This is a genomic window from Gordonia sp. DT219, assembly GCF_049847065.1.
Classification (GTDB): Bacteria; Actinomycetota; Actinomycetes; order Mycobacteriales; family Mycobacteriaceae; genus Gordonia.
This window is the reverse complement of record NZ_JBNCNR010000003.1, coordinates 275,337-293,884: the sequence shown is the minus strand read 5'-3', so window position 1 is coordinate 293,884 and position 18,548 is coordinate 275,337. Positions and strand designations below refer to the sequence as shown.

General features: G+C 65.5%; 14 protein-coding genes. 7 read left to right on the top strand and 7 right to left on the bottom strand.

Annotation, left to right across the window (positions count from 1 at the left end; all coding sequences use genetic code 11):
- The 3 genes from ACPXB3_RS07030 to ACPXB3_RS07020 are packed head-to-tail and all read right to left on the bottom strand — an operon-like array spanning position 1 to position 3,539.
- Positions 1 to 984, bottom strand: a complete 984-nt coding sequence (locus ACPXB3_RS07030; protein WP_425727190.1) for an ABC transporter permease — start codon at positions 982 to 984, stop codon at positions 1 to 3.
- Positions 985 to 1,941, bottom strand: a complete 957-nt coding sequence (locus ACPXB3_RS07025; RefSeq protein ID WP_425704321.1) for an ABC transporter permease — start codon at positions 1,939 to 1,941, stop codon at positions 985 to 987. It lies immediately after the preceding gene.
- Positions 1,941 to 3,539, bottom strand: coding sequence for an ABC transporter substrate-binding protein (locus tag ACPXB3_RS07020; protein ID WP_425727188.1), 1,599 nt, complete (start codon positions 3,537 to 3,539; stop codon positions 1,941 to 1,943). Before ACPXB3_RS07020 ends, ACPXB3_RS07025 begins: the two co-directional genes overlap by 1 nt.
- 206 nt (positions 3,540 to 3,745) lie before the next feature.
- Between ACPXB3_RS07020 and ACPXB3_RS07015 the strand changes: the two genes are divergently transcribed.
- Both ACPXB3_RS07015 and ACPXB3_RS07010 read left to right on the top strand, forming a co-directional pair.
- Entirely contained in the window at positions 3,746 to 6,094 is a 2,349-nt protein-coding gene (locus ACPXB3_RS07015; RefSeq protein WP_425727186.1) for an arylsulfatase, read from the top strand.
- A gap of 108 nt (positions 6,095 to 6,202) precedes the next feature.
- Positions 6,203 to 7,186: a TauD/TfdA dioxygenase family protein gene (locus tag ACPXB3_RS07010; RefSeq protein WP_425727184.1), complete on the top strand. Its 984-nt coding sequence runs from the start codon at positions 6,203 to 6,205 to the stop codon at positions 7,184 to 7,186.
- Between the two features lie 11 nt (positions 7,187 to 7,197).
- Here ACPXB3_RS07010 and ACPXB3_RS07005 read toward each other — a convergent pair whose 3' ends face one another.
- The 3 genes from ACPXB3_RS07005 to ACPXB3_RS06995 form a co-directional block, all read right to left on the bottom strand.
- Positions 7,198 to 8,088 carry a DMT family transporter gene (locus ACPXB3_RS07005; protein ID WP_425727182.1) on the bottom strand — a complete coding sequence of 297 codons (891 nt, stop codon included), beginning with the start codon at positions 8,086 to 8,088 and terminating at the stop codon, positions 7,198 to 7,200.
- Positions 8,089 to 8,229: 141 nt separating this feature from the next.
- Positions 8,230 to 9,051: a sugar phosphate isomerase/epimerase family protein gene (locus ACPXB3_RS07000; RefSeq protein ID WP_425727180.1), complete on the bottom strand. Its 822-nt coding sequence runs from the start codon at positions 9,049 to 9,051 to the stop codon at positions 8,230 to 8,232.
- Positions 9,048 to 9,476, bottom strand: coding sequence for a GlcG/HbpS family heme-binding protein (locus ACPXB3_RS06995; protein WP_425704315.1), 429 nt, complete (start codon positions 9,474 to 9,476; stop codon positions 9,048 to 9,050). Before ACPXB3_RS06995 ends, ACPXB3_RS07000 begins: the two co-directional genes overlap by 4 nt.
- 333 nt (positions 9,477 to 9,809) lie before the next feature.
- On the opposite strand from ACPXB3_RS06995, the gene ACPXB3_RS06990 reads away from it, so the two are divergent.
- The 4 genes from ACPXB3_RS06990 (at position 9,810) to ACPXB3_RS06975 (ending at position 15,863) form a co-directional block, all read left to right on the top strand.
- Positions 9,810 to 11,693, top strand: coding sequence for a thiamine pyrophosphate-dependent enzyme (locus ACPXB3_RS06990; protein WP_425704314.1), 1,884 nt, complete (start codon positions 9,810 to 9,812; stop codon positions 11,691 to 11,693).
- Entirely contained in the window at positions 11,690 to 13,144 is a 1,455-nt protein-coding gene (locus ACPXB3_RS06985) for an NAD-dependent succinate-semialdehyde dehydrogenase (protein ID WP_425704313.1), read from the top strand. The genes ACPXB3_RS06990 and ACPXB3_RS06985 overlap by 4 nt, the downstream gene beginning before the upstream one ends.
- Entirely contained in the window at positions 13,141 to 14,850 is a 1,710-nt protein-coding gene (locus ACPXB3_RS06980) for a dihydroxy-acid dehydratase (RefSeq protein WP_425727179.1), read from the top strand. Before ACPXB3_RS06985 ends, ACPXB3_RS06980 begins: the two co-directional genes overlap by 4 nt.
- 143 nt (positions 14,851 to 14,993) lie before the next feature.
- Positions 14,994 to 15,863, top strand: coding sequence for an NAD(P)-dependent oxidoreductase (locus ACPXB3_RS06975; RefSeq protein WP_425704311.1), 870 nt, complete (start codon positions 14,994 to 14,996; stop codon positions 15,861 to 15,863).
- Between the two features lie 157 nt (positions 15,864 to 16,020).
- Here the strand turns inward: ACPXB3_RS06975 and ACPXB3_RS06970 are convergent, their stop codons facing one another.
- Complete coding sequence (locus ACPXB3_RS06970) at positions 16,021 to 16,926, bottom strand: IclR family transcriptional regulator (RefSeq protein WP_425727177.1); 906 nt, start codon at positions 16,924 to 16,926, stop codon at positions 16,021 to 16,023.
- A 205-nt stretch (positions 16,927 to 17,131) separates the two neighbouring features.
- On the opposite strand from ACPXB3_RS06970, the gene ACPXB3_RS06965 reads away from it, so the two are divergent.
- On the top strand, positions 17,132 to 18,541 hold the full coding sequence (locus tag ACPXB3_RS06965; protein WP_425704309.1) for an MFS transporter: 1,410 nt from the start codon (positions 17,132 to 17,134) through the stop codon (positions 18,539 to 18,541).
- The last annotated feature ends 7 nt before the right edge of the window (positions 18,542 to 18,548 follow it).

The window sequence follows — 18,548 nt, the reverse complement described above, 5'->3', positions numbered from 1 at the left end:
TCACTGCCTCCGGCTGTGTGAGATCGACTGGGAGATGATGGCGAATCCGAGGACGAGCACCGAGATGACGACGAGGGGACCCGCCGAGAACCACGGGTTGGTCTCCAGGTATCCGTTGCCTGCGGCGAGGATCGCGCCCAGCGACGGCGCGGGCGGGGTGACGCCGATACCCAGGAAGCTCAGTGCGCCTTCGACGAACACCGCGAGCGACAGCGACAGCGCGAACTGCACACTCAACGATTCGACCGAGTTGGGCAGCACATGCCGGCGCAGCACGTAGGCGGCGCTCGCCCCGCTGACCCGTGCGGCCTCCACATAGGGCAGTTCGCGGACTCGGAGCACCGACGTGCGCGTCAGCCGACCGAAGATGGGGATCTCGGCTATGACGATCACGATGCCGATGGTGGTGGCTCCCGGGGAGAGCACGGCGGTCAGCGCGATACCGAGGACCAGCGCGGGGAAGGCCAGGATGACGTCGAAAACGCGCTGGGCGACAACATCACTGACCGCATTCGAAACGGTGAAGAGTCCGATGAGGGTACCCACCAGGGCGCCGATCGGCACCGCGATGAAGATGATCAGCAGGTCGATGCGGATTCCGTAGAGTACACGGGTCAGCACATCACGGTTGAGGTCGTCGGTGCCGAACCAGTGGTCGCCGCTCGGCCCGAGGAGAAAGGCGCCGTCGATCTGCTGGTCGGGACCGTACGACGTGAGCAGGGGAGCCGCGACGCCGAGAACGATGACCACTGCCACCAGGATCGTGCCGACCAGACCCGGGCCGGTGATCAGCGACCGCCACAGCGGCTGCCGCGTCGTGCGGTACTCACGGTCGGCGGCGGACTCCGGGATCAGGCCCGGACCGACCTCGACCCCAGTACCCGCAGTGCCTGCGGTGCCTGCGGTGTCGGTGGTATCGGTATCGGTATGGGTGTCGATGGTATCGGTGAGGTGGGTGGTGTCAGAAGCTGGGGTGGTGGGCATCTACTGTCCTGCCAATCGGATTCGGGGATCGAGCCAGGCGTGCAGGATGTCGGCGAACAACTGGATCACCACGAAGACGGCGACCGAGAGCAGCACCAGGACCTGTACGAGGGGATAGTCGCGGGCGAAGATGCCTTGCTCGGTGAGCAATCCGAGACCCGGCCACCCGAAAATTGCTTCTACGAGGATCGCTCCGCCGAGCAACCCGCCGGTCACCAGACCGAGCGCGGTGAGACTGGGCGGCAACGCGTTTCGGAGCGCATTCCGTAGCACTATCCGGTGTTGGGGAACGCCGAGGGCGCGGGCCGTCGTCGCGTAGGGCTGTCGTAGTTCGGTACGCAGTGCCTCGGTGAGGAAGCGGGCCAGCATCGCGCCGGCCGGCAATGCCAGGGTGAGCGCGGGCAACAGCAGGTATTGCGCGGTGATGCCCGGGTCCGACCACAGTCCGTCCGGCGGCGTGCCGCCCGCGGGGAGAATGCGCCACCGGACCCCGAGGAGCAGGATCAGCACCGTTCCGACCACGAACGTGGGCATCGCGATCGCGAACGCATTGACCGCAGTGACCAGCCACTGGACATATCGGTTGGGATAGATGGTGCTGAGCAGGCTCAAGACGAGCGCCAGGAGCACCGCGATCACCAGGGCCGTGACCGTCAGTACCACCGTGTGTACCAGCCCGAATCCCACCAGCGAACTGATGTCGCCACCGACCTGATAGCTCTGTCCGAGGTTGAGGGTGAACAGCGCACCGATCCACGTCACGTACTGGGTGACGAAGCTGCGATCGAGTCCGAGGTCGTGGCGGATGGCCGCGAGCTGTTCGGGGCCGGCGTCGGGACCGGCGAGTGCCGCCTCGGGTCCGCCCGGGATCAGCCGCAGGATGGAGAAGATGAGGAGGGACGCGATCAGCAGGACACCGATCGCGGTCGGTATGCGTCGGGCGAGATAGCCGGCCATCAGTCGTTCCGTCCTTGGTTCGCAAGATAAGTCGTGCCGAGGTGGAGTTGGCCGCGCCGGTCCCAGTCGATGTTGCCCACCGACGGTGACGCGGCGACCTTCGTGAAGATGACACCGATCTCCACCAGGAACAGGTCCTTGAGCCACACGTCGTCAAGTTGCCGGTAGGCGGCCCGTGCGGCCGGCGAGGCCGGGTCCGGGGTGTCCCAGGCCGCGGTGGAGGCGGCGGTGTAGGCGGGACCGGAGTAGTTCGACGAGTTCTTGGAGGCGTTGAACGGGTAGGCCGAGACCGCCAGCGTGGAAGGCGTGAACTGGGCGAAGGCGTGCTGCAGCAACCAGAGTCCTTCGAATTTGCCACCGATGAGTTTGCTCGACTGCTGCGTCTGATCGTTGGGATGCAACACCACCGGGATCCCGACATCCTTGAGGTTGGACTGCACGATCTGGGCGACGATGTCGTCGACCCCCTGCGTGGAGTAGTCCAGCGGGATCGGCTCGGTGATCGGTCCGTGCTCGGCGACCAGTCGGCGGGCCTTGTCCAGGTCGCGGCGATAGGTCTGGTTGGCCGCCGCGTCGTAGGCCGGTGACCACTTGGGCCACGGCAGATTCACCACATAGCCGCTGCCGCGGAATACGTCGTCGATGATGCGTGGCCGGTCGATGGCGTAGGCGATCGCCTGGCGCAGCCGCACATCCGACAACACCGGATTGGTGACGTTGACGCCCACGTATTCCTGTGCCTCACCGCCGGTGAAGGTCACCTCACGGAACCCGTAGCGGCTCGTCGCGAGCTGCTGATCGTGATAATTCAGGCCCAGTGCGGCGTCGACCTGCCCGGTGCGCAGCCGCGTGTAGAGCGCCTGTTGGTCGGCAATCACGTCGAAGGTGATGGCGTCGAGGTTGGCCGGGCCGCCCCAGTACTTGTCGTTGCGGACCACACGCACCGACGAATTCGGTTGCCACGACGAGAATCTGAATGGCCCGGTGCCGTTGAACTCGGTGCCGGCCTTCAGTTGCGGCAAGGTATTGCCGTCGATGATGGGTGCGGAGTCCAGCAGGTCGAAGATGTTGCTCAGCGGATGGGCGAAACTCAGCACGACGCGGTGGGGATCGGTGGTGTCGAACCCGGTGATCGCCGCCGCGGTGCGTTTGAACTGCGGTGTCCAGGGGCCGCTCAGATATGCCTTGATCGACGCCTCGACATCGCCGGACACGAATGGCCGGCCGTCGTGATAGTGCACGTCGGGACGCAGATCGAGGGCCAGCGACTTGCCGTCGGGTGCGAGCTGCCAGCGCGTGGCGAGCGCCGGTTTCACGGTGAGGTCATCGCGGGAGTAGCGGATCAGGGTGTCGTAGACGTTGGCGACGATCTGGCCGTTGAGGGCACCGGTTCCGATCTGCAGGAAGGACTTCGGTGACAGGTCGGTGAGCACACCGACCCGCAGATCGCCGCCCCGGGGGGCGGGCTGACCGGCCGCGACGGAGGCCGCCGACGAGTTCTGTTGCGCTGCGACGGCCGAACTGCATCCGGCAACGGCGATCACCACGGTCATGGCGAGCAAAGACAGTGCAGCCGAGCGCAATCGGGGTACGGACATGTCAGTCGGTGATCTTTCGGTGTGGGCGGACGGGAAACTGCGGTGAGTTCGGTTGCGACCACTGTCAGGGCAACATGGCGCCTTGCCAACCCCGGCCGGGGGTTTCTGAGTCGGCTCGGACAAAGGGTTGACACTTCATCGGTCTGTCTGGAAGGTGGGGGCGCAAGTGTTCAGTCCGGACGCCCGAACAGCTCTTCCCGGAGGTCATGGTGCCGCAGCAACAATCCCGAATACCCGAGGACGCAAGGGGTTACGACGACTTCGACGGTGTGATCGGCCGGACGTCGTCGGAGTCGGTGCCGTGGTGGCGTCCGGAACCGACTGCACCAGCCGGTGCCCCCAACATCGTCGTCGTGCTCATCGACGACATGGGGTACTCCGACATCTCGCCGTTCGGCGCGGAGATCGATACCCCGCACATCGCCGCGCTGGCCGATCGGGGGCTCCGGCTGTCGAATTATCACACCACTCCGGTGTGTTCGCCCGCTCGCGCCGCCCTGCTCACCGGGCTCAACCCGCACCGGGCCGGCTACGGCAGCGTCGCCAACTCCGACCCCGGATTCCCCGGCCTGCGGCTCGAGCTCGCCGACGACGTGCTGTCGCTCCCGGAGATCCTGCGCGAGAACGGTTACGCGACATTCGCGGTGGGCAAGTGGCATCTGGTGCGCGATGCGAACATGAGTCCGGGCCGGTCGCGTGACTCGTGGCCGGTACAACGCGGATTCGATTCGTATTACGGATCTCTCGAGGGCCTGAATTCGTTCTTCTACCCGAATCAACTGATCGCCGACAATTCGGTCGTCGACATCGAAGAATACCCCGACGACTATTACGTGACCGACGATCTGACCGATCGGGCCATCGGCCAGATCACCTCGTTGCGTGCACACGACGCCGACAAGCCGTTCTTTCTCTACTTCTCCCACATCGCGATGCATGGACCGCATCAGGTCAAGCAGACCGATCTGGACAAGTACCGCGGGCGGTACTCGCAGGGCTGGGACGAGGTGCGGCGCAAGCGTTTCGATCGGCAGGTCGCCTCCGGGCTGTTCGACCCGGGGACTCCGATCGCCGAGCGGAATACCGAGCCGGGATATGACGCCCCGCCCTGGGACGAGCTGAGTCATGAGGAGAAGCAGCGCTTCGCGCGGTATCAGGAGGTGTACGCGGCCATGGTCGACTCCGTCGACCAGAGCGTCGGACGGATCGTCGACACCCTGACCGAACTCGGCGAACTCGACAACACCATCATCGTGTTCACCTCCGACAACGGTGGCACCGCCGAGGGCGGTCCGGCCGGAACCCGCTCGTACTTCAGCCAATTCGTGCACGGACCTGTCCCGCCGGACTGGGAGCGCGACGTGCCGCACGACGAGGAGCTGATCGGTTCGGCGGCGCTCGGCGTGCACTACCCGCGCGGGTGGGGCCAGGCGTCGAACACCCCGTTCCGGTTCTACAAGGGTCAGACCTTCGCCGGTGGGGTGCGGGTGCCGTTCGTACTGTCCTGGCCGAAGGGGCTGCCCCGCGCCGCCGACGACAACGGCGTGCGCCGCCAGTACTCCTACGTCACCGACATCGTGCCGACGCTGCTCGATCTCGCCGGATTGAGCACACCAACCCACCGTCGAGGCAAGCCCGCTCAGGAACGCGACGGCGTCAGTGCCGCCGAGGTGCTCCGCGACGGCACCGCGAACTCGGCCCACACCGAGCAGTACGCCGAGTTCGGCGGCCACCGCGGCTTCTATCGCGACGGGTGGAAACTGGTGTCCCTGCACCGTGATCCGGCCGATGTCGACAATCCGATCTGGGAACTCTACGACGTCACCGCCGACCCGGCCGAGACCGATGATCTCGCCGCTCGGCACCCGGCGCTCGTCGCCGAACTCGCCGCCGCCTGGGACGCGGCGGCCTGGCGCAACACCGTGTTCCCGCTGTTCGATTCACCGGCCGACCAGATCCGGCGACGCCCGGAGGAGGCGCGCTACGGCGATCCCGTCCGTATCCTCGCCGGTACGTCGACGCTGGAACGCTACCGGTCGAGCAAGCTGATCGCCTACCGCGACTTCGACATCGAGATAGAACTCGATGAGTGGACCCCCGACGACGCGGGTGTGCTGGTCGCCCATGGTGATCAGCAGGGCGGGTACCTGCTCTACATCGAAGACGGGGTTGCGCACGTCGTCTTCAACAGCTATGGGCGCATCGTGCGGACCTCGGCCGAGGTTCCGCGTGGTACCGACCGGCTGACGCTTCGTGCGGTGGCCACCCCGCAGGTTCGGTGGGATCTCACTCTCGAGGCACGTACCGACGACGGCCAGTCGGAGGTCATCGCCAAGCTGGACAACCAGTTCCAGCTCATCGGGATGGCGCCGTGGACCGGTATCTCCGTCGGCGTCGACGCACGCGGACCCGTCGATGCGCAGTTGCGGGCCCGCCGCGGGACCTTTCGGTTCGGCCGGGCTCTGCGGGCGGTCACCTATCGGCCGGGGGCGGTGCGTGTGCCGGAGAGCGTTCGGCGCGAGATCGAGGAGAGTGCCGAATACCACGCCGACTGAGGTGGCGGCAGTGACAAACGGGGTTGTAACAAACAGGGTTGCAACAAACAGGGTTGTAACAAGCAGGGCAGTACCAAAGCAGGCCAGTACCAAACGAAAGGAATTGCAATGACTGTGGTAGACAGCGACATTCGCGGCGAGCGCGAGGAGTCGGCTCGGAAAGTCTATGCCGACGGCGGCGTCACCGTCACGAAGCTCGGTGAGTACATCGGTGCAGGCATCGACGGCGTGCGGCTCGGCGGGGACGTGGCGACCGAACAGATCGAGGCGATCCGCACCGCCCTCGCCGTCAACAAGGTGGTCGTCTTCTCCGGACAGGAACATCTCGACGACGCGAGTCAGTACGCATTCGCGTCGCTGCTCGGCGAGCCGACGGCGCCGCATCCGACAGTGACCTCGCGCGGTGATCAGCTGCTCACCATCGAGGGCGCCGCCAACAGCTGGCACTCCGATGTCACCTTCGTCGATCGAATCCCCAAGGCGTCACTGCTGCGGCCCATCGTCTTGCCGACCTACGGCGGCGCGACCACCTGGGCCTCGACGGTCGCCGCCTACGAGCAGCTGCCGACGCCATTGCGGTCACTCGTCGACGACCTGTGGGCCACCCACTCCAACCTCTACGACTACGTCAGCCAGAAGGAGCCCTCCGGCGGCATCGACGTGGCGCAGAAGGAAGATCACTACGCCGAGTTCACCAGCACCGAATACGAGACGTTGCACCCCGTCGTGCGCGTCCATCCGGAGACCGGTGAGCGCAGCTTGCTGCTCGGGCACTTCGCCAAGGAGTTCCGCGGACTGAAGGCCGCCGAGTTCGCCGACCTGTATCAGCTGCTGCAGGCACGGATCATCAAGCTGGAAAACACCTTCCGCTGGAACTGGAGCTACGGCGACCTGGTGATCTGGGACAACCGCGCGACGCAGCATTACGGGATCGCCGACTTCGGCAGCCAGAAGCGGCAGCTGCACCGTGTCACCCTCGCCGGTGATGTGCCCGTCGACATCCACGGTCAGTCCAGTCAGGTCCTCTCCGGCGATGCGTCGCACTACTCGTCGGTGGAGCGGTCAAGACGGCTGGACGTCTTCGCCGCCTGAGGCGGGCAACGCTACGCGCCGGGCACCGACATCGATCGGTTCCCGGCGCGGGCGTCCGGCGGTGCTCCGAGTCGTCCGAGCATGATCGTCGACACCAGCATCACACCGAGCGCGACGACGATCATGAACCCGCCGGCGTTTCCGACCTGTAACGACTCCTCGTAGATGGTCAGGCCCAGCGACATCGCGATGATGGGTCGGAGAACCGTCACCGCGGGCAGACTGGTCTGCACGTCGCCGGCCTGGTAGCTCGATTGCTGCCACAGCGTTCCGAGTGTGGCGGTGACCGCCATCGCCCAGAATTCCCACGCCGACAGTCCGGCGAGGATGCCGTCGTCGAAGGCCCCGATCCCGGTCTTCGTGAACGGTGCCGACAGTCCCAGCAGAAGTCCGGCCGCGATGGCGAGCGTGAGCGATCGCAAACTGCCGTGCGGCAACCGCGCCCCGCCGATGACGCACACGACGACGATCGGGATCATGACGCACAGCGGGATGATCCACCGGCCGAACCCTGGATCCTCGATGCCGTCCGTCGACCGACCGAGGACCATGAACACCACCAGCGAGGCGATCAGCGCGCCGGCCCACACCCATTCGCGAACCGTCAACAGTCGCCGCTCGGAGAACGCGGCGAGAGGTAATGCGAACAGGAGCGTGGTGACCAGCAGCGGTTGCACGAGCATCAGGCTGCCGACGGTCAGGGCCCAGGCCTGCACGACGAAGCCCACGATGTCGGCGACGATCCCCGCCACCCACGTCTTGCGTTGTGCCAGCGTGACGAAGAATCCCGCGCCGACGGCGTCGTCGGCGGGCACACCGCGGGTGCCCGCTGCCTGAAGTACCGATGCGACGGCGAACAACATCGCCGCGACCAGGGACAGGACTATCGCGAGCAGTGGCACGCTACCTCAGAGGTCATGTCGGAATCGTAATCGGCCCATGACCGATCGGTAGACATACCTCGCCGATCACCTATATATCAGGCGGTTTCCGCGAGCCAATGTCTACCGATCTACGGCGGCGTCTGTGGTTGTGCTTGTCCGTCAGTGCGTTTCGGCCGGTACCTGCGCGACCTGCCGGAGCACGTCGTCGAGGAAGGTCTTGCTCTCGGCGAGTACCTGCTCCGGGCCGCGCATGTCGTCGGCGAACACATGGCTTTCGTGCTCGACCGACACCACACCGTCGAATCCCGCGCGCTGCAGTGTCTGCAGCATGGCGACGAAGTCGATGACGCCGTCACCGAGTGGGTCGAATCGCCACGCCAGCGGATCGCCGGAGGCGTCCTTGAGCGCGACGTGCGCCACGTGCTTGCCGAGGAGTTGCGCCCCGCGGGCGACCTCGCCGTCCATCACCTGCAGATGTGAGGCGTCGAAGCTGACGGCGAGTCCGGGAACCTGCGCGAGGACCGCGGCGGTCTGATCGGCGGTTCCGATCACCTGGTTGACGATGGGTTCGAGAGCCAGCGTGACACCGCGTTGCGCCGCCGCATCGACGCCGCGTCGTAGCGAATCCACCAGCAGCGGAATCGATGTCGAGTGCTCGCCGGGGATGACGTGCACGATGTCGGTACCCACGTCCACGGCGAAATCCATCATGTCCTGCGTGAACTGCACCGCCTTGGCGCGCAGGTCGGGATCGGCGTTGCCGTAGTCGGCGTGGTGTGCGCTGATGGACGAGACCGGCAGGATCTCCGCGATCTCGCGGCGAACGCGGGCATCGGTCTGCGGGGTGATGTGCGGCGTGCACCACGGCATCGTCTCGGCATTGAGTTCGACGTAGTCGTATCCGTGGTCGGCGACGAGCCGGACGGCGTCGAGTACGGGGTACTCATGGAGGAAGGCCGTGTGAAAACCGGTGCGCATCATGCTTGTGCCACCGCGGTCAGTGCAGCAGAGGTGATCTCGGTGTCGCCGGTCCAGTGTCCGCCGCTGGAGCCGATGCCACCGATGACCTGGCCGTCGACCTCGATGATCTGGCCACCGCCGTAGGTGATCAGTCGCTCCATGCCGGTCAGGGCGCCGACCGACAATTGCTCGTCGGTGGTGACGATCTTGAACCAGTCATGAGTGGAGATCCGCGTCGTCGCGGCGGTGTATGCCTTGTCGATTGCGATCTTCATGCTCGACGGGTTGGCGGTGTCCATGCGCGCGGTGGCGACCTCGCGGCCGGACTCGTCGACGACGGCGATGCTGACGTCCTTGCCGATCGACTCGGCGTGCGTCAGTGCGGCGTCGACGAGTGCTCGCGCGGCCTCCAGCGTGATGGATGCCTTGGTGCGGGACAGTTTCATTTCGTTTCGCTTCCTTTCCTCCGAGGGCGATTCCCCGGGGTGATTTCGTCATGGGCTTTATCCGATAGGTCGCCGCTCCGGGCGTTGCCACATCGACGAGAGCACATCGGCTCTGTTGTCGCAACAACAACAACGATGTTGGACCATGGACTGTGATGGTGTCAACGCACACGTTGGGAACGATGTGTCGGTCAGGACACACCCGTACTGGGCGTGGAACCAATCTGGTCGCTGCCACATACTCGCGACAATCCGAACGGGAAGTGGGCATGTGTGTGCCCCACCACTATCGCTAGTTGATGTGAGGACAACGGCGTTGTACAGTCCATCCTCATGACATCACTAACTGACGAGCGTGCCTCGCGAGCGAGGGCCATCGCTGCGGCAGGGAGCTTTGACAAGGCGCTGGCCAACAGGTCTCTCGGCGCGGTGGCGACACTGTCCACGTCCGAGGCCGTGGTGCTCGGCCTCCTGCGGCAAGACGTCCGACGATTCGTCGGCATCTTCGGCCACGGATCCACCGATGTCGCCGAGGTGCTGCGCATCTACGAGGCAGAAGGCGTAGTGCAGACCTATGCCGTCCGCAACGAGGTCGAGGCCGCACACGCGGCCACCGCGCTGCGCTGGACGACGGGCGAGAAGGCGGCGGTCATCACCTCGATCGGCCCGGGTGCGCTGCAGGCCATGGCAGGCAGCCTGGCCGCCGCCAGCGACGGGATCGGCGTATGGCATCTGTACGCAGATGAGACCACTCAGGCCGAAGGTCCGAACATGCAGCAGATCCCCAGCGATCGGCAGGAGAGCTTCTTGGCGCTGTGTGCCCAGATGGGACCGGCTTTCACCCTGCACACCCCCGAGGCGTTGCCCGAGGCGCTCCGGCGCGGACTCAACACCGTCGAGCATCCGCACCGGGCGCGTCCCTTCTATCTGCTGCTGCCGATGAACACGCAGCCGCAGTTCCTCGAGAACTTCCCGCTCGACTCGCTGCCGACCGGAGCGCCGCCGTCGCTGGGAGCGGCGGCCGGTCCCGAACGGTACGAAGCCGCCGCGCGATTGCTGCTCGACGCCGAGCGGGTCGTGGTCCGAGTCGGGGGCGGGGCTCGTGGTGCCGGCGAGGAGGTCACTCGCCTGCTCGACCTCGTCGACGGATTCGCCGTCGTATCTCCGCTGGCCACCGGGACGATTCCGGCCGGCCTGCCTCGCAATCAAGGGGTGGGAGGGTCGAAGGGCTCCATCAGCGGCAACCACGCGATGGAGAACGCCGACGTGCTGCTCGCCATCGGGTCCCGCGCGGTGTGCCAGGCCGATATGTCGCGGACCGGCTACCCGAACGTCCACCATGTCATCAATATCAACGGCGACATCGATGCCGCACTGCATTACGCGAATACGATCCCGTTCGTCGGTGATGCGACGAGTACGCTGCAGGAACTGATCGCGACCCTGGTGCGCCTCGGTGCGCAGCCGCACGATCTCGGTTCCGAGTGGGCCCGCGCCAATGTGGCCGCAAAAGCGCAATGGCAGGAATTCAAGGACAAGCGATACCGGGCACCGACCCTGTTCGACCCGGTATGGCAGCGCGAAGTGCTCACCCAGCCGGCCGCCATCAAGACCGTCGGCGATTGGGCGCGCAACGCCGGGGCGGTGTCGTACTTCGACGCAGGAGATGTGCAGGCCAACGGTTTTCAGGCCAACGAAGACGATCGACTGGGCCTCACGTTCACCGAGTCGGGCGCCAGTTACATGGGATTCGCCACCTCGGCGGTACTGGCCACCGCGATGACCGATGCCCCCTACTTCGCGGTGTCGATGACCGGCGACGGGTCGTTCACCATGAATCCGCAGGCGCTCATCGATGGTGTGCAGCACGGCGCCACCGGGGTGATCGTGCTGTTCGACAACCGCCGCCAGGGCGCGATCTCCTCGTTGCAGCGTGCGCAGTACGGCACGGACTTCGCCACCAACGACCAGGTGGCGGTCGACTATGTCGCCTGGGCGTCGGCCGTCGGCGGCATCAACGCCCTCCATGGTGGACACAGTGTTGCCGAACTGCGGGTAGCGCTCGACGAATCGCTTGCACACAAGGGACTTTCCCTCATTCACGTCCCGATCTACTTCGGCGACGACGAGCTCGGCGGATTCGGGACGTTCGGTCGATGGAACGTCGGACCATGGGTTACTGACACGCAGGCTCTGCGTAAGGAGATGAAGATTTGACCACCGCCAACAGTGTTGTGCAGACGACGGACCTGCTGCGTGACGGCCAGTGGGTGGCCGCTTCCGACAACGGCACGTTCGCCGTCGTCGACCCGGCCACCGAGACGCTCGTCGCCGACGTGGCGCGTGCGACCCCCGACGATGTGGAAGCCGCAATCGCCGGTGCCCGCAAGGGTTTCGACCGCTGGCGCGACACCGATGCCTGGGAGCGTTCGGCCGTGCTGCGGCGGGCTGCCGGACTCATCCGGGAGCGCGTCGAGGAGATCGCCGCCCTGATGACCGCCGAGCAGGGCAAGCCGCTCGGGGAGGCGCGCGGCGAGACTCTCGCCGCCGCGGACCAGTACGACTGGTACGCCGACGAGGCGCGCCGCATCTACGGCCGGATCGTCGACGGACACGGTCCCGGCAAGAACATCTACGTACGCCGGGAGCCCGTCGGCGTCGTCGCCGCGTTCAGCACGTGGAACTTCCCGGCGCTGTTGGCTTCTCGGAAGATCGCCCCGGCGCTCGCGGCCGGCTGTGCGGTGATCGTGGTGCCGGCGGAGGAAACCCCACTCACCACCCTGGCCGTCGTCGGTGCGCTCGTCGACGCGGGCGTGCCCGCGGGCGTGGTGCAGACGCTGACCGGTGACGGCGCCCAGATCAGTGAGCAACTCGTCGCATCGCCGGTGATCCGCAAGGTCAGTCTGACCGGCTCGGTGCCCGTCGGCCGGGCCGTGCTGCGTGCGGCCGCGGAGAACATCACCGACGTCGTACTGGAACTGGGCGGACACGCGCCGGTCCTCGTCTTCGCCGACGCCGACATCGAGCAGGCGGCAACGGCGTGCGTGGCCGCGAAGTTCCGCAACGCGGGTCAGGTGTGCGCATCGCCGAGCCGGTTCTTCGTGCAGGAGGACGCGTTTGCCGAGTTCATCGATCACTTCGTCACCGCAACACGGGCATTGGTGGTCGGAGACGGCCGCGATCCGCGGACGAATGTCGGTCCGTTGACCAACAGCCGCCGGATCGATGCCGCGGAGGCGCTCATCGCCGACGCCACCCGCGCGGGCGCATCCGTCGCCGTCGGCGGCCACCGGGCACCGGGCTTCGAGAAGGGGCACTTCTTCTCGCCGACCGTGCTGGCCGATGTGCCGCACACGGCGGCCATCATGCGGGACGAGCCGTTCGCCCCGGTGGCCCCGTTGACGTCGTTCCGCACCTTCGAGGAAGCGATCGAACTCGCGAATTCGACCGAATTCGGTTTGGCCAGCTACGTGTTCACCTCCGACCTCAACACTGCGATGTCGGCGAGCCGATCCATCGAGGCCGGCATGGTCGCGGTGAACCACATGGCGCTGGCCACCGCGGAGGCGCCGTTCGGCGGTGTCAAGAAGTCCGGGTTCGGTCGCGAGGGCGGTGCCGAGGGCGTCGCCGACTACACGACCGTCAAGTACGTGAGCGTGGCGGGATGACCAACGACATCGTACGGCCCGACGCCGCGGGCGGATTCGACCGCAAGCTCACCAGCTACGGTGACGACGGTCTGGCGAAGTTCCTGCGGCGGGCGTTTCTCTCGTCCGCGGGACTCGACGCCGAAGACCTGTCCAAGCCGGTCATCGGGATCGTCAACACGGGTTCGGACTACACGACCTGCCACCGCGACATGCCCGCCCTGATCGACGCGGTCAAGCGCGGCGTACTCCAGGCCGGCGGTCTGCCTTTCCAGTTCACGGCGATGTCGTTGCCGGAGATCCTCATCAACCCCACGTCGATGATGTTCCGCAACCTCATGGCGATGGAGGTCGAGGAGCAGGTCACCGCGCAGCCGATGGATGCCGTTGTGCTGCTGGGTGGTTGCGACAAGACGGTGCCCGCCGAGCTGATGGCCGTCGCGTCGGCCGACATCCCGTCGATCTCGCTGGTCGTCGGTCCGATGATGACGGGCACCTGGCGGGGCGAACGCCTCGGTGCATGCACCGACTGCCGGCGGATGTGGACCGACTACCGCGGTGGCGTACTCGACGACGACGAGATCGCCGAGGTCAACACCGAACTGTGTCCGACGGCCGGCACCTGCATGGTGATGGGCACCGCCTCGACCATGGGATGCGTGCTCGAGGCGTTGGGCATGACACTGCCCCGCGCCGGAACCGCACCCGCGGTCTCCTCAGAACGGTTGCGCCTGGGTGTGGCGACCGGACGCCGTGCCGTCGAACTCGTCACCGAAGATCTTCGGCCGTCGTCGATCCTGACCGCCGACGCCTTCGCGAACGCGATGGTTGTTCTCGCGGCGATCTCGGGTTCGACCAATGCGATCATCCATCTGACGGCGATCGCGCGGCGGTTGGGCATCACCTTGACCATCGACGACTTCCATGAAGCGGCACAGAAGATCCCGGTCCTCGCCGACTGCAAACCGGCGGGTACGCGGTATCTGCCCGACATGCATTCCGCCGGTGGCATGCCGGCGCTGCTCAAGGAACTCGAGCCGTATCTGGCTCGTGATGTCCGCACGATCGGCGGGCAGACGCTGGGTGAGCTTCTCGACACCTGGTCGGGTCCACAGCCGTACCAGGACGTGATCCGTACGATCGACGATCCGGTCAAACCCGCCGGAGCGCTGGTGGCGCTTCATGGTTCGCTGTTCCCCGACGGCGCGATCATCAAGGCGGCGGCGGCATCACCGGAGTTGATGAATCATCGGGGGCCTGCGGTGGTGTTCGACTCGCTCGACGATCTCGCCGCCCGGGTCGATGATCCAGCAGTCGGCATCACCGAAGACCACGTGCTCGTGCTGCGTAACATCGGGCCCGCCGCGTCTGGGATGCCCGAGGCCGGTGCCATCCCGATTCCCCGGTACCTGGCGCAGCGCGGAGTGCGCGACATCGTCCGTATCTCCGATGGCCGGATGAGTGGAACAGCGTATGGCACAGTGGTTTTGCACGGAACGCCGGAGGCATCTCGTGGTGGCCCGCTCGCCTTGGTCCGCGAGGGCGACATCATCGAGCTCAACGTGGGCGAGGGGCGCCTGGATCTGTGCGTGGAGCCCGACGAGCTCACCCGCCGTGCCCAGGAGCACGCACCGGGAGTCGAGAACGCACCATCGCGTGGCTGGCGCAAGCTCTACGCCGATCACGTGACCGGCGCGGACCTCGGCGCAGATATGGATTTTCTCTAGAACCTGAACGGACGCGACACGTTGCCGAGCCACACGTCAGGTGGAACGGCGCGTGCGCGCACAGGAATGACCGAACGCGAAATTCACCGGGAGGATGCAGCTGCGAAATACGGCTGCCGGTCCCGCAACAGGAGGAGTGAGAAATGAGTGAAGACACCGTAGGTTTCATCGGTCTGGGCAACATCGGTCTGCCGATGGCACAGACCCTCGTCCGCGGCGGATTGAAGGTCATCGCCTACGACCGGCGTGACGAAGCGGTCGACAAGGTTGTGCAACTCGGCGGCCGTGCCGGCGGCTCGGTGGCGTCGGTGGTGGCCGATGCCAAGATCATCGGCATCTGCGTGGTCAACGATGCCCAGGTCAACGGTGTGATCGACGAGCTCCTCGCGAGCCCGGTCACCGACGCGCACCTGTTCATCATCCACTCGACGATCCTGCCGGCGACGGTGAAATCGATTGCCGAGCGCGTGGCTCCGGCAGGCGTGCACATCGTCGACGCCCAGGTCAGCGGCGGCGACCTCCGCGCGGCCGATGGCACGCTGGCAGTCATGGTCGGCGGTGCCGAAGCAGACGTCGCCCGCTGCACCGAGTACTTCGATGCGCTCGGCTCCAAGATCCGTCACATGGGACCGGTCGGAGCCGGTGCTGCCACCAAACTCGCACTGCAGGGAATGACTTTCACCAACCAGCTGCAATTGTTGGAGTCGGTGCGCTTTGCCGCCTTGCACGACGTCGACGAGACCGCCCTGATGGACATCGCCTCGGCGACGACGGGGGAGTCCTTCATGACCAGGAACTGGGGGCACTTCGATCGGCAGCTGTTCACCCACACGCTCGCCGGAACCGAAGATCTGTACCGCTTCTACGACAAGGACCTGATGTGCCTGGCCCTTGCCGCTCGCGATGAGGGTCTGTCGATGCCCTTGACCGCGCTCTCCCAGCAGTTGCTCGGGCCGTCGTTCAAGCAGCGCAAGGTCGAGCTGGATGAGCGTGGGACGAGCTACGACGCGTAGCCGATCGAACAGGTCGGCGCGCCGGTACCGCTGGACCCCCATGAAGGGGCGGGCTCGGTGCCTGCGCCGGTGCGCGGTGGTGGGCCATTCCGGATCCACGAGATCCGGAATGGCTGCGCCACTGGTCGTTCGAGGCGTGGACGCGGGTGTCGACGCCTCAGGCGGGCTGATGCCAGGACAGGCGGGCGGAGATCTCCGCGGCCGCGATGCGCAGTCGGACACCCAGGTCGTGAAGCCGCTGCTGATCGACCCTGCTCACCGGACCCGATATTCCGACCGCGGCGACCGTCTTGCCGCCGGCGCCGGTGACAGGTGCTGCAGCACAACGGATATCAGGATTGAGTTCCTCATCATCGACGGCATATCCGCGGCTGCGTACCGTGGCCAGGTCGGCATCGAGGACAGACCGATCGGTGATCGTCGTCGAGGTGAATTTGGCGAGTGGTTCTGGGGCAACGAGTTCCAGTTCACCCGGCTCGGCGCCGGCGTAGAGTGCCTTTCCGGTGGCGGTGGCGTGGATGATGGGCGAGCTGCCGATCTCGGTTTCCACGCTCAGCCGGTTTCCCGCCTTCACCTGTGCGACATACACACCGCCATCGGGGGTACGCACGGCCAGGTGAGTGGATTCGCCGGTCTCGGCAGCCAAGCGGGCGAGTACATCGTCGGCGGCCTGGCGAACATCGAGCTGCCGCAACGCTTGTCCGGCGAGCTGGATCGTGCGTGGTGCCAGCCGGTAGTGCTTCGTCGCAACGTCTTGATCCACGAAGCCTTGATTGATCAGCACTTTGGCGATCCGATGCGCATTGCCTTTGTCGATGCCTATTGCGTTGGCCAATTGCGTCACCCCCTGTGGCCCACTCTCGCCCAAACATTCCAGCATGGCGAGACCGGACAACAGGACCCCACCGCGATCTTCCCCAGTAGTCATGGTTATGCAGTCTACAGACAGTTGCCGATCCGGCAACGCTTTAGGAAAAAGAATCTGGGCGTGACGGTATGGGTTCGTGGCAAGCGGTCGATCATCGCCGCATCTGCGGCATTCGGTGTTGCCGGAAATCTGCACCGCGGCAGGCAAAGACGCCGCGATATGCGACGTAACGGATACGGAATTGTTCAACGTGCCGGTCGATTGTGGAACTCCGACGAAAATTACCTACATCACCTCTTGACGCCGACTGTGGCGTGATTCATAGTGAGTTAGCGAATTGCGGCAACGCTGTTGTCACGCAAGCAATCACCAAAGTTTTACTGGCGAAAGGCGCACTGTCTTGATATCGGAACCGCACACCCACTCCGCGGACGAGGAGCCGACAGTTCCCGCAGCGGGCTACCGGCGCGCTCTGCTGGGAGCGTCCATCGGCACGTCACTCGAGTGGTTCGACTTCTTCCTGTACGGCGCGTTGGCCGGCATCGTCTTTCCGCACGTCTTCTTTCCGGAGTCCTCACCGAGCGCCGCGCTACTCCAGTCGTTCGCCACCTTCGGTGTCGGCTTCCTCGCACGACCGGTGGGTGCGGCGGCGTTTTCCCGGCTCGCCGATCGCGTCGGACGAAAGCACACGATGGTCGTCACCCTGATCATGATGGGAACCGCGTCGCTCGGTATCGCCTGTCTGCCAGGGTATGCCGTGATCGGCGTGGCTGCGCCCACGCTGCTGGTGCTGCTTCGCTTCCTGCAGGGTTTCAGTGTCGGTGGGGAGGCGAGCGCGGGCCAGATCATGGCCATGGAGTTCGCTCCGAGTAACCGGCGCGGACTTTATGGCGCATTGGTCAACATCGGCAACCCGGTCGGTCAGGTTCTGGTCGGGTCGATGATGCTTCTCGTCGGTGTGACCATCGGCGAACATGCCCTCAACGAATGGGCTTGGCGTCTGCCATTTGTCGCCGGTGCTGCGATGGCAATCGTCGGCTACTGGATTCGCCGGCAACTCAACGAGTCGCCGGCCTTCATCGAGGCCAAGCGAATCGGGGCCGAAACCGCGTCGCCGCTGCGCACCGTCCTGGCCCGGGACTGGCGTCGGGTGGTGACGCTGGTGCTGATCTGGGCCCCGAACACCGCATGCAGCTACGTCATCGTGACCTATTCGCTGTCGTACATCACCGATCAGCTCAACATGTCCTCGACGGTCACCTTCGGTCTGCTTCTGGTGCTGAACGTCATCGGCATGGCAGTACTTCCGCTGGGGGGTATTCTCTCGGACCGCTTCGGTCGCAAGCCGGTCCTCGGCGTATGTCTGACGACGTCGATGATCGGTGTGATACTGCTCTTCCCGCTGTTGGACACGAAGTCCCTTCCGTTGATGTTCTTGGCCATGTTGATCGCTCAGGGAGCGCAGCTGACGGCCTGCGGCGTGATGCCTGCACTCTTTGCCGAGCCCTTCCCGACGTCCATTCGCTACGCGGGCCACGCCTCGGTGTACACCCTGAACAATCTGCTCGCCGGAGGCACCGCGCCATTCGTCGCGGCCGGACTGTTCACGTTGACCGGAGCGAACTGGGCCCTCGTCATCCTGGTTGTCGCGATGTATGTGCTGAGTTTGATCCTGCTCCGGTTCATTCCCGAGACACGTTGGCGTCCATTCCGTTCCAACCATTCCGTCGACGGAAAGGTTGCGCGAAAAGCCAAGGGAGAGGTCGTCAGGGACGCGGACGCGCAGTCGCTGATCCCCGAGCAGATGTAGTTCCGCG

What these genes read in the sequence shown, in the direction of transcription:
- ACPXB3_RS06995 (WP_425704315.1), bottom strand. Translation starts at nt 9,476, where the DNA reads ATGAAACTGTCCCGCACCAAGGCATCCATCACGCTGGAGGCCGCGCGA.
- ACPXB3_RS07025 (WP_425704321.1), bottom strand. Translation starts at nt 1,941, where the DNA reads ATGGCCGGCTATCTCGCCCGACGCATACCGACCGCGATCGGTGTCCTG.
- ACPXB3_RS07030 (WP_425727190.1), bottom strand. Translation starts at nt 984, where the DNA reads ATGCCCACCACCCCAGCTTCTGACACCACCCACCTCACCGATACCATC.
- ACPXB3_RS06980 (WP_425727179.1), top strand. Translation starts at nt 13,141, where the DNA reads ATGACCAACGACATCGTACGGCCCGACGCCGCGGGCGGATTCGACCGC.
- ACPXB3_RS07015 (WP_425727186.1), top strand. Translation starts at nt 3,746, where the DNA reads ATGGTGCCGCAGCAACAATCCCGAATACCCGAGGACGCAAGGGGTTAC.
- ACPXB3_RS06975 (WP_425704311.1), top strand. Translation starts at nt 14,994, where the DNA reads ATGAGTGAAGACACCGTAGGTTTCATCGGTCTGGGCAACATCGGTCTG.
- ACPXB3_RS07000 (WP_425727180.1), bottom strand. Translation starts at nt 9,051, where the DNA reads ATGATGCGCACCGGTTTTCACACGGCCTTCCTCCATGAGTACCCCGTA.
- ACPXB3_RS06990 (WP_425704314.1), top strand. Translation starts at nt 9,810, where the DNA reads ATGACATCACTAACTGACGAGCGTGCCTCGCGAGCGAGGGCCATCGCT.
- ACPXB3_RS07020 (WP_425727188.1), bottom strand. Translation starts at nt 3,539, where the DNA reads ATGTCCGTACCCCGATTGCGCTCGGCTGCACTGTCTTTGCTCGCCATG.
- ACPXB3_RS07010 (WP_425727184.1), top strand. Translation starts at nt 6,203, where the DNA reads ATGACTGTGGTAGACAGCGACATTCGCGGCGAGCGCGAGGAGTCGGCT.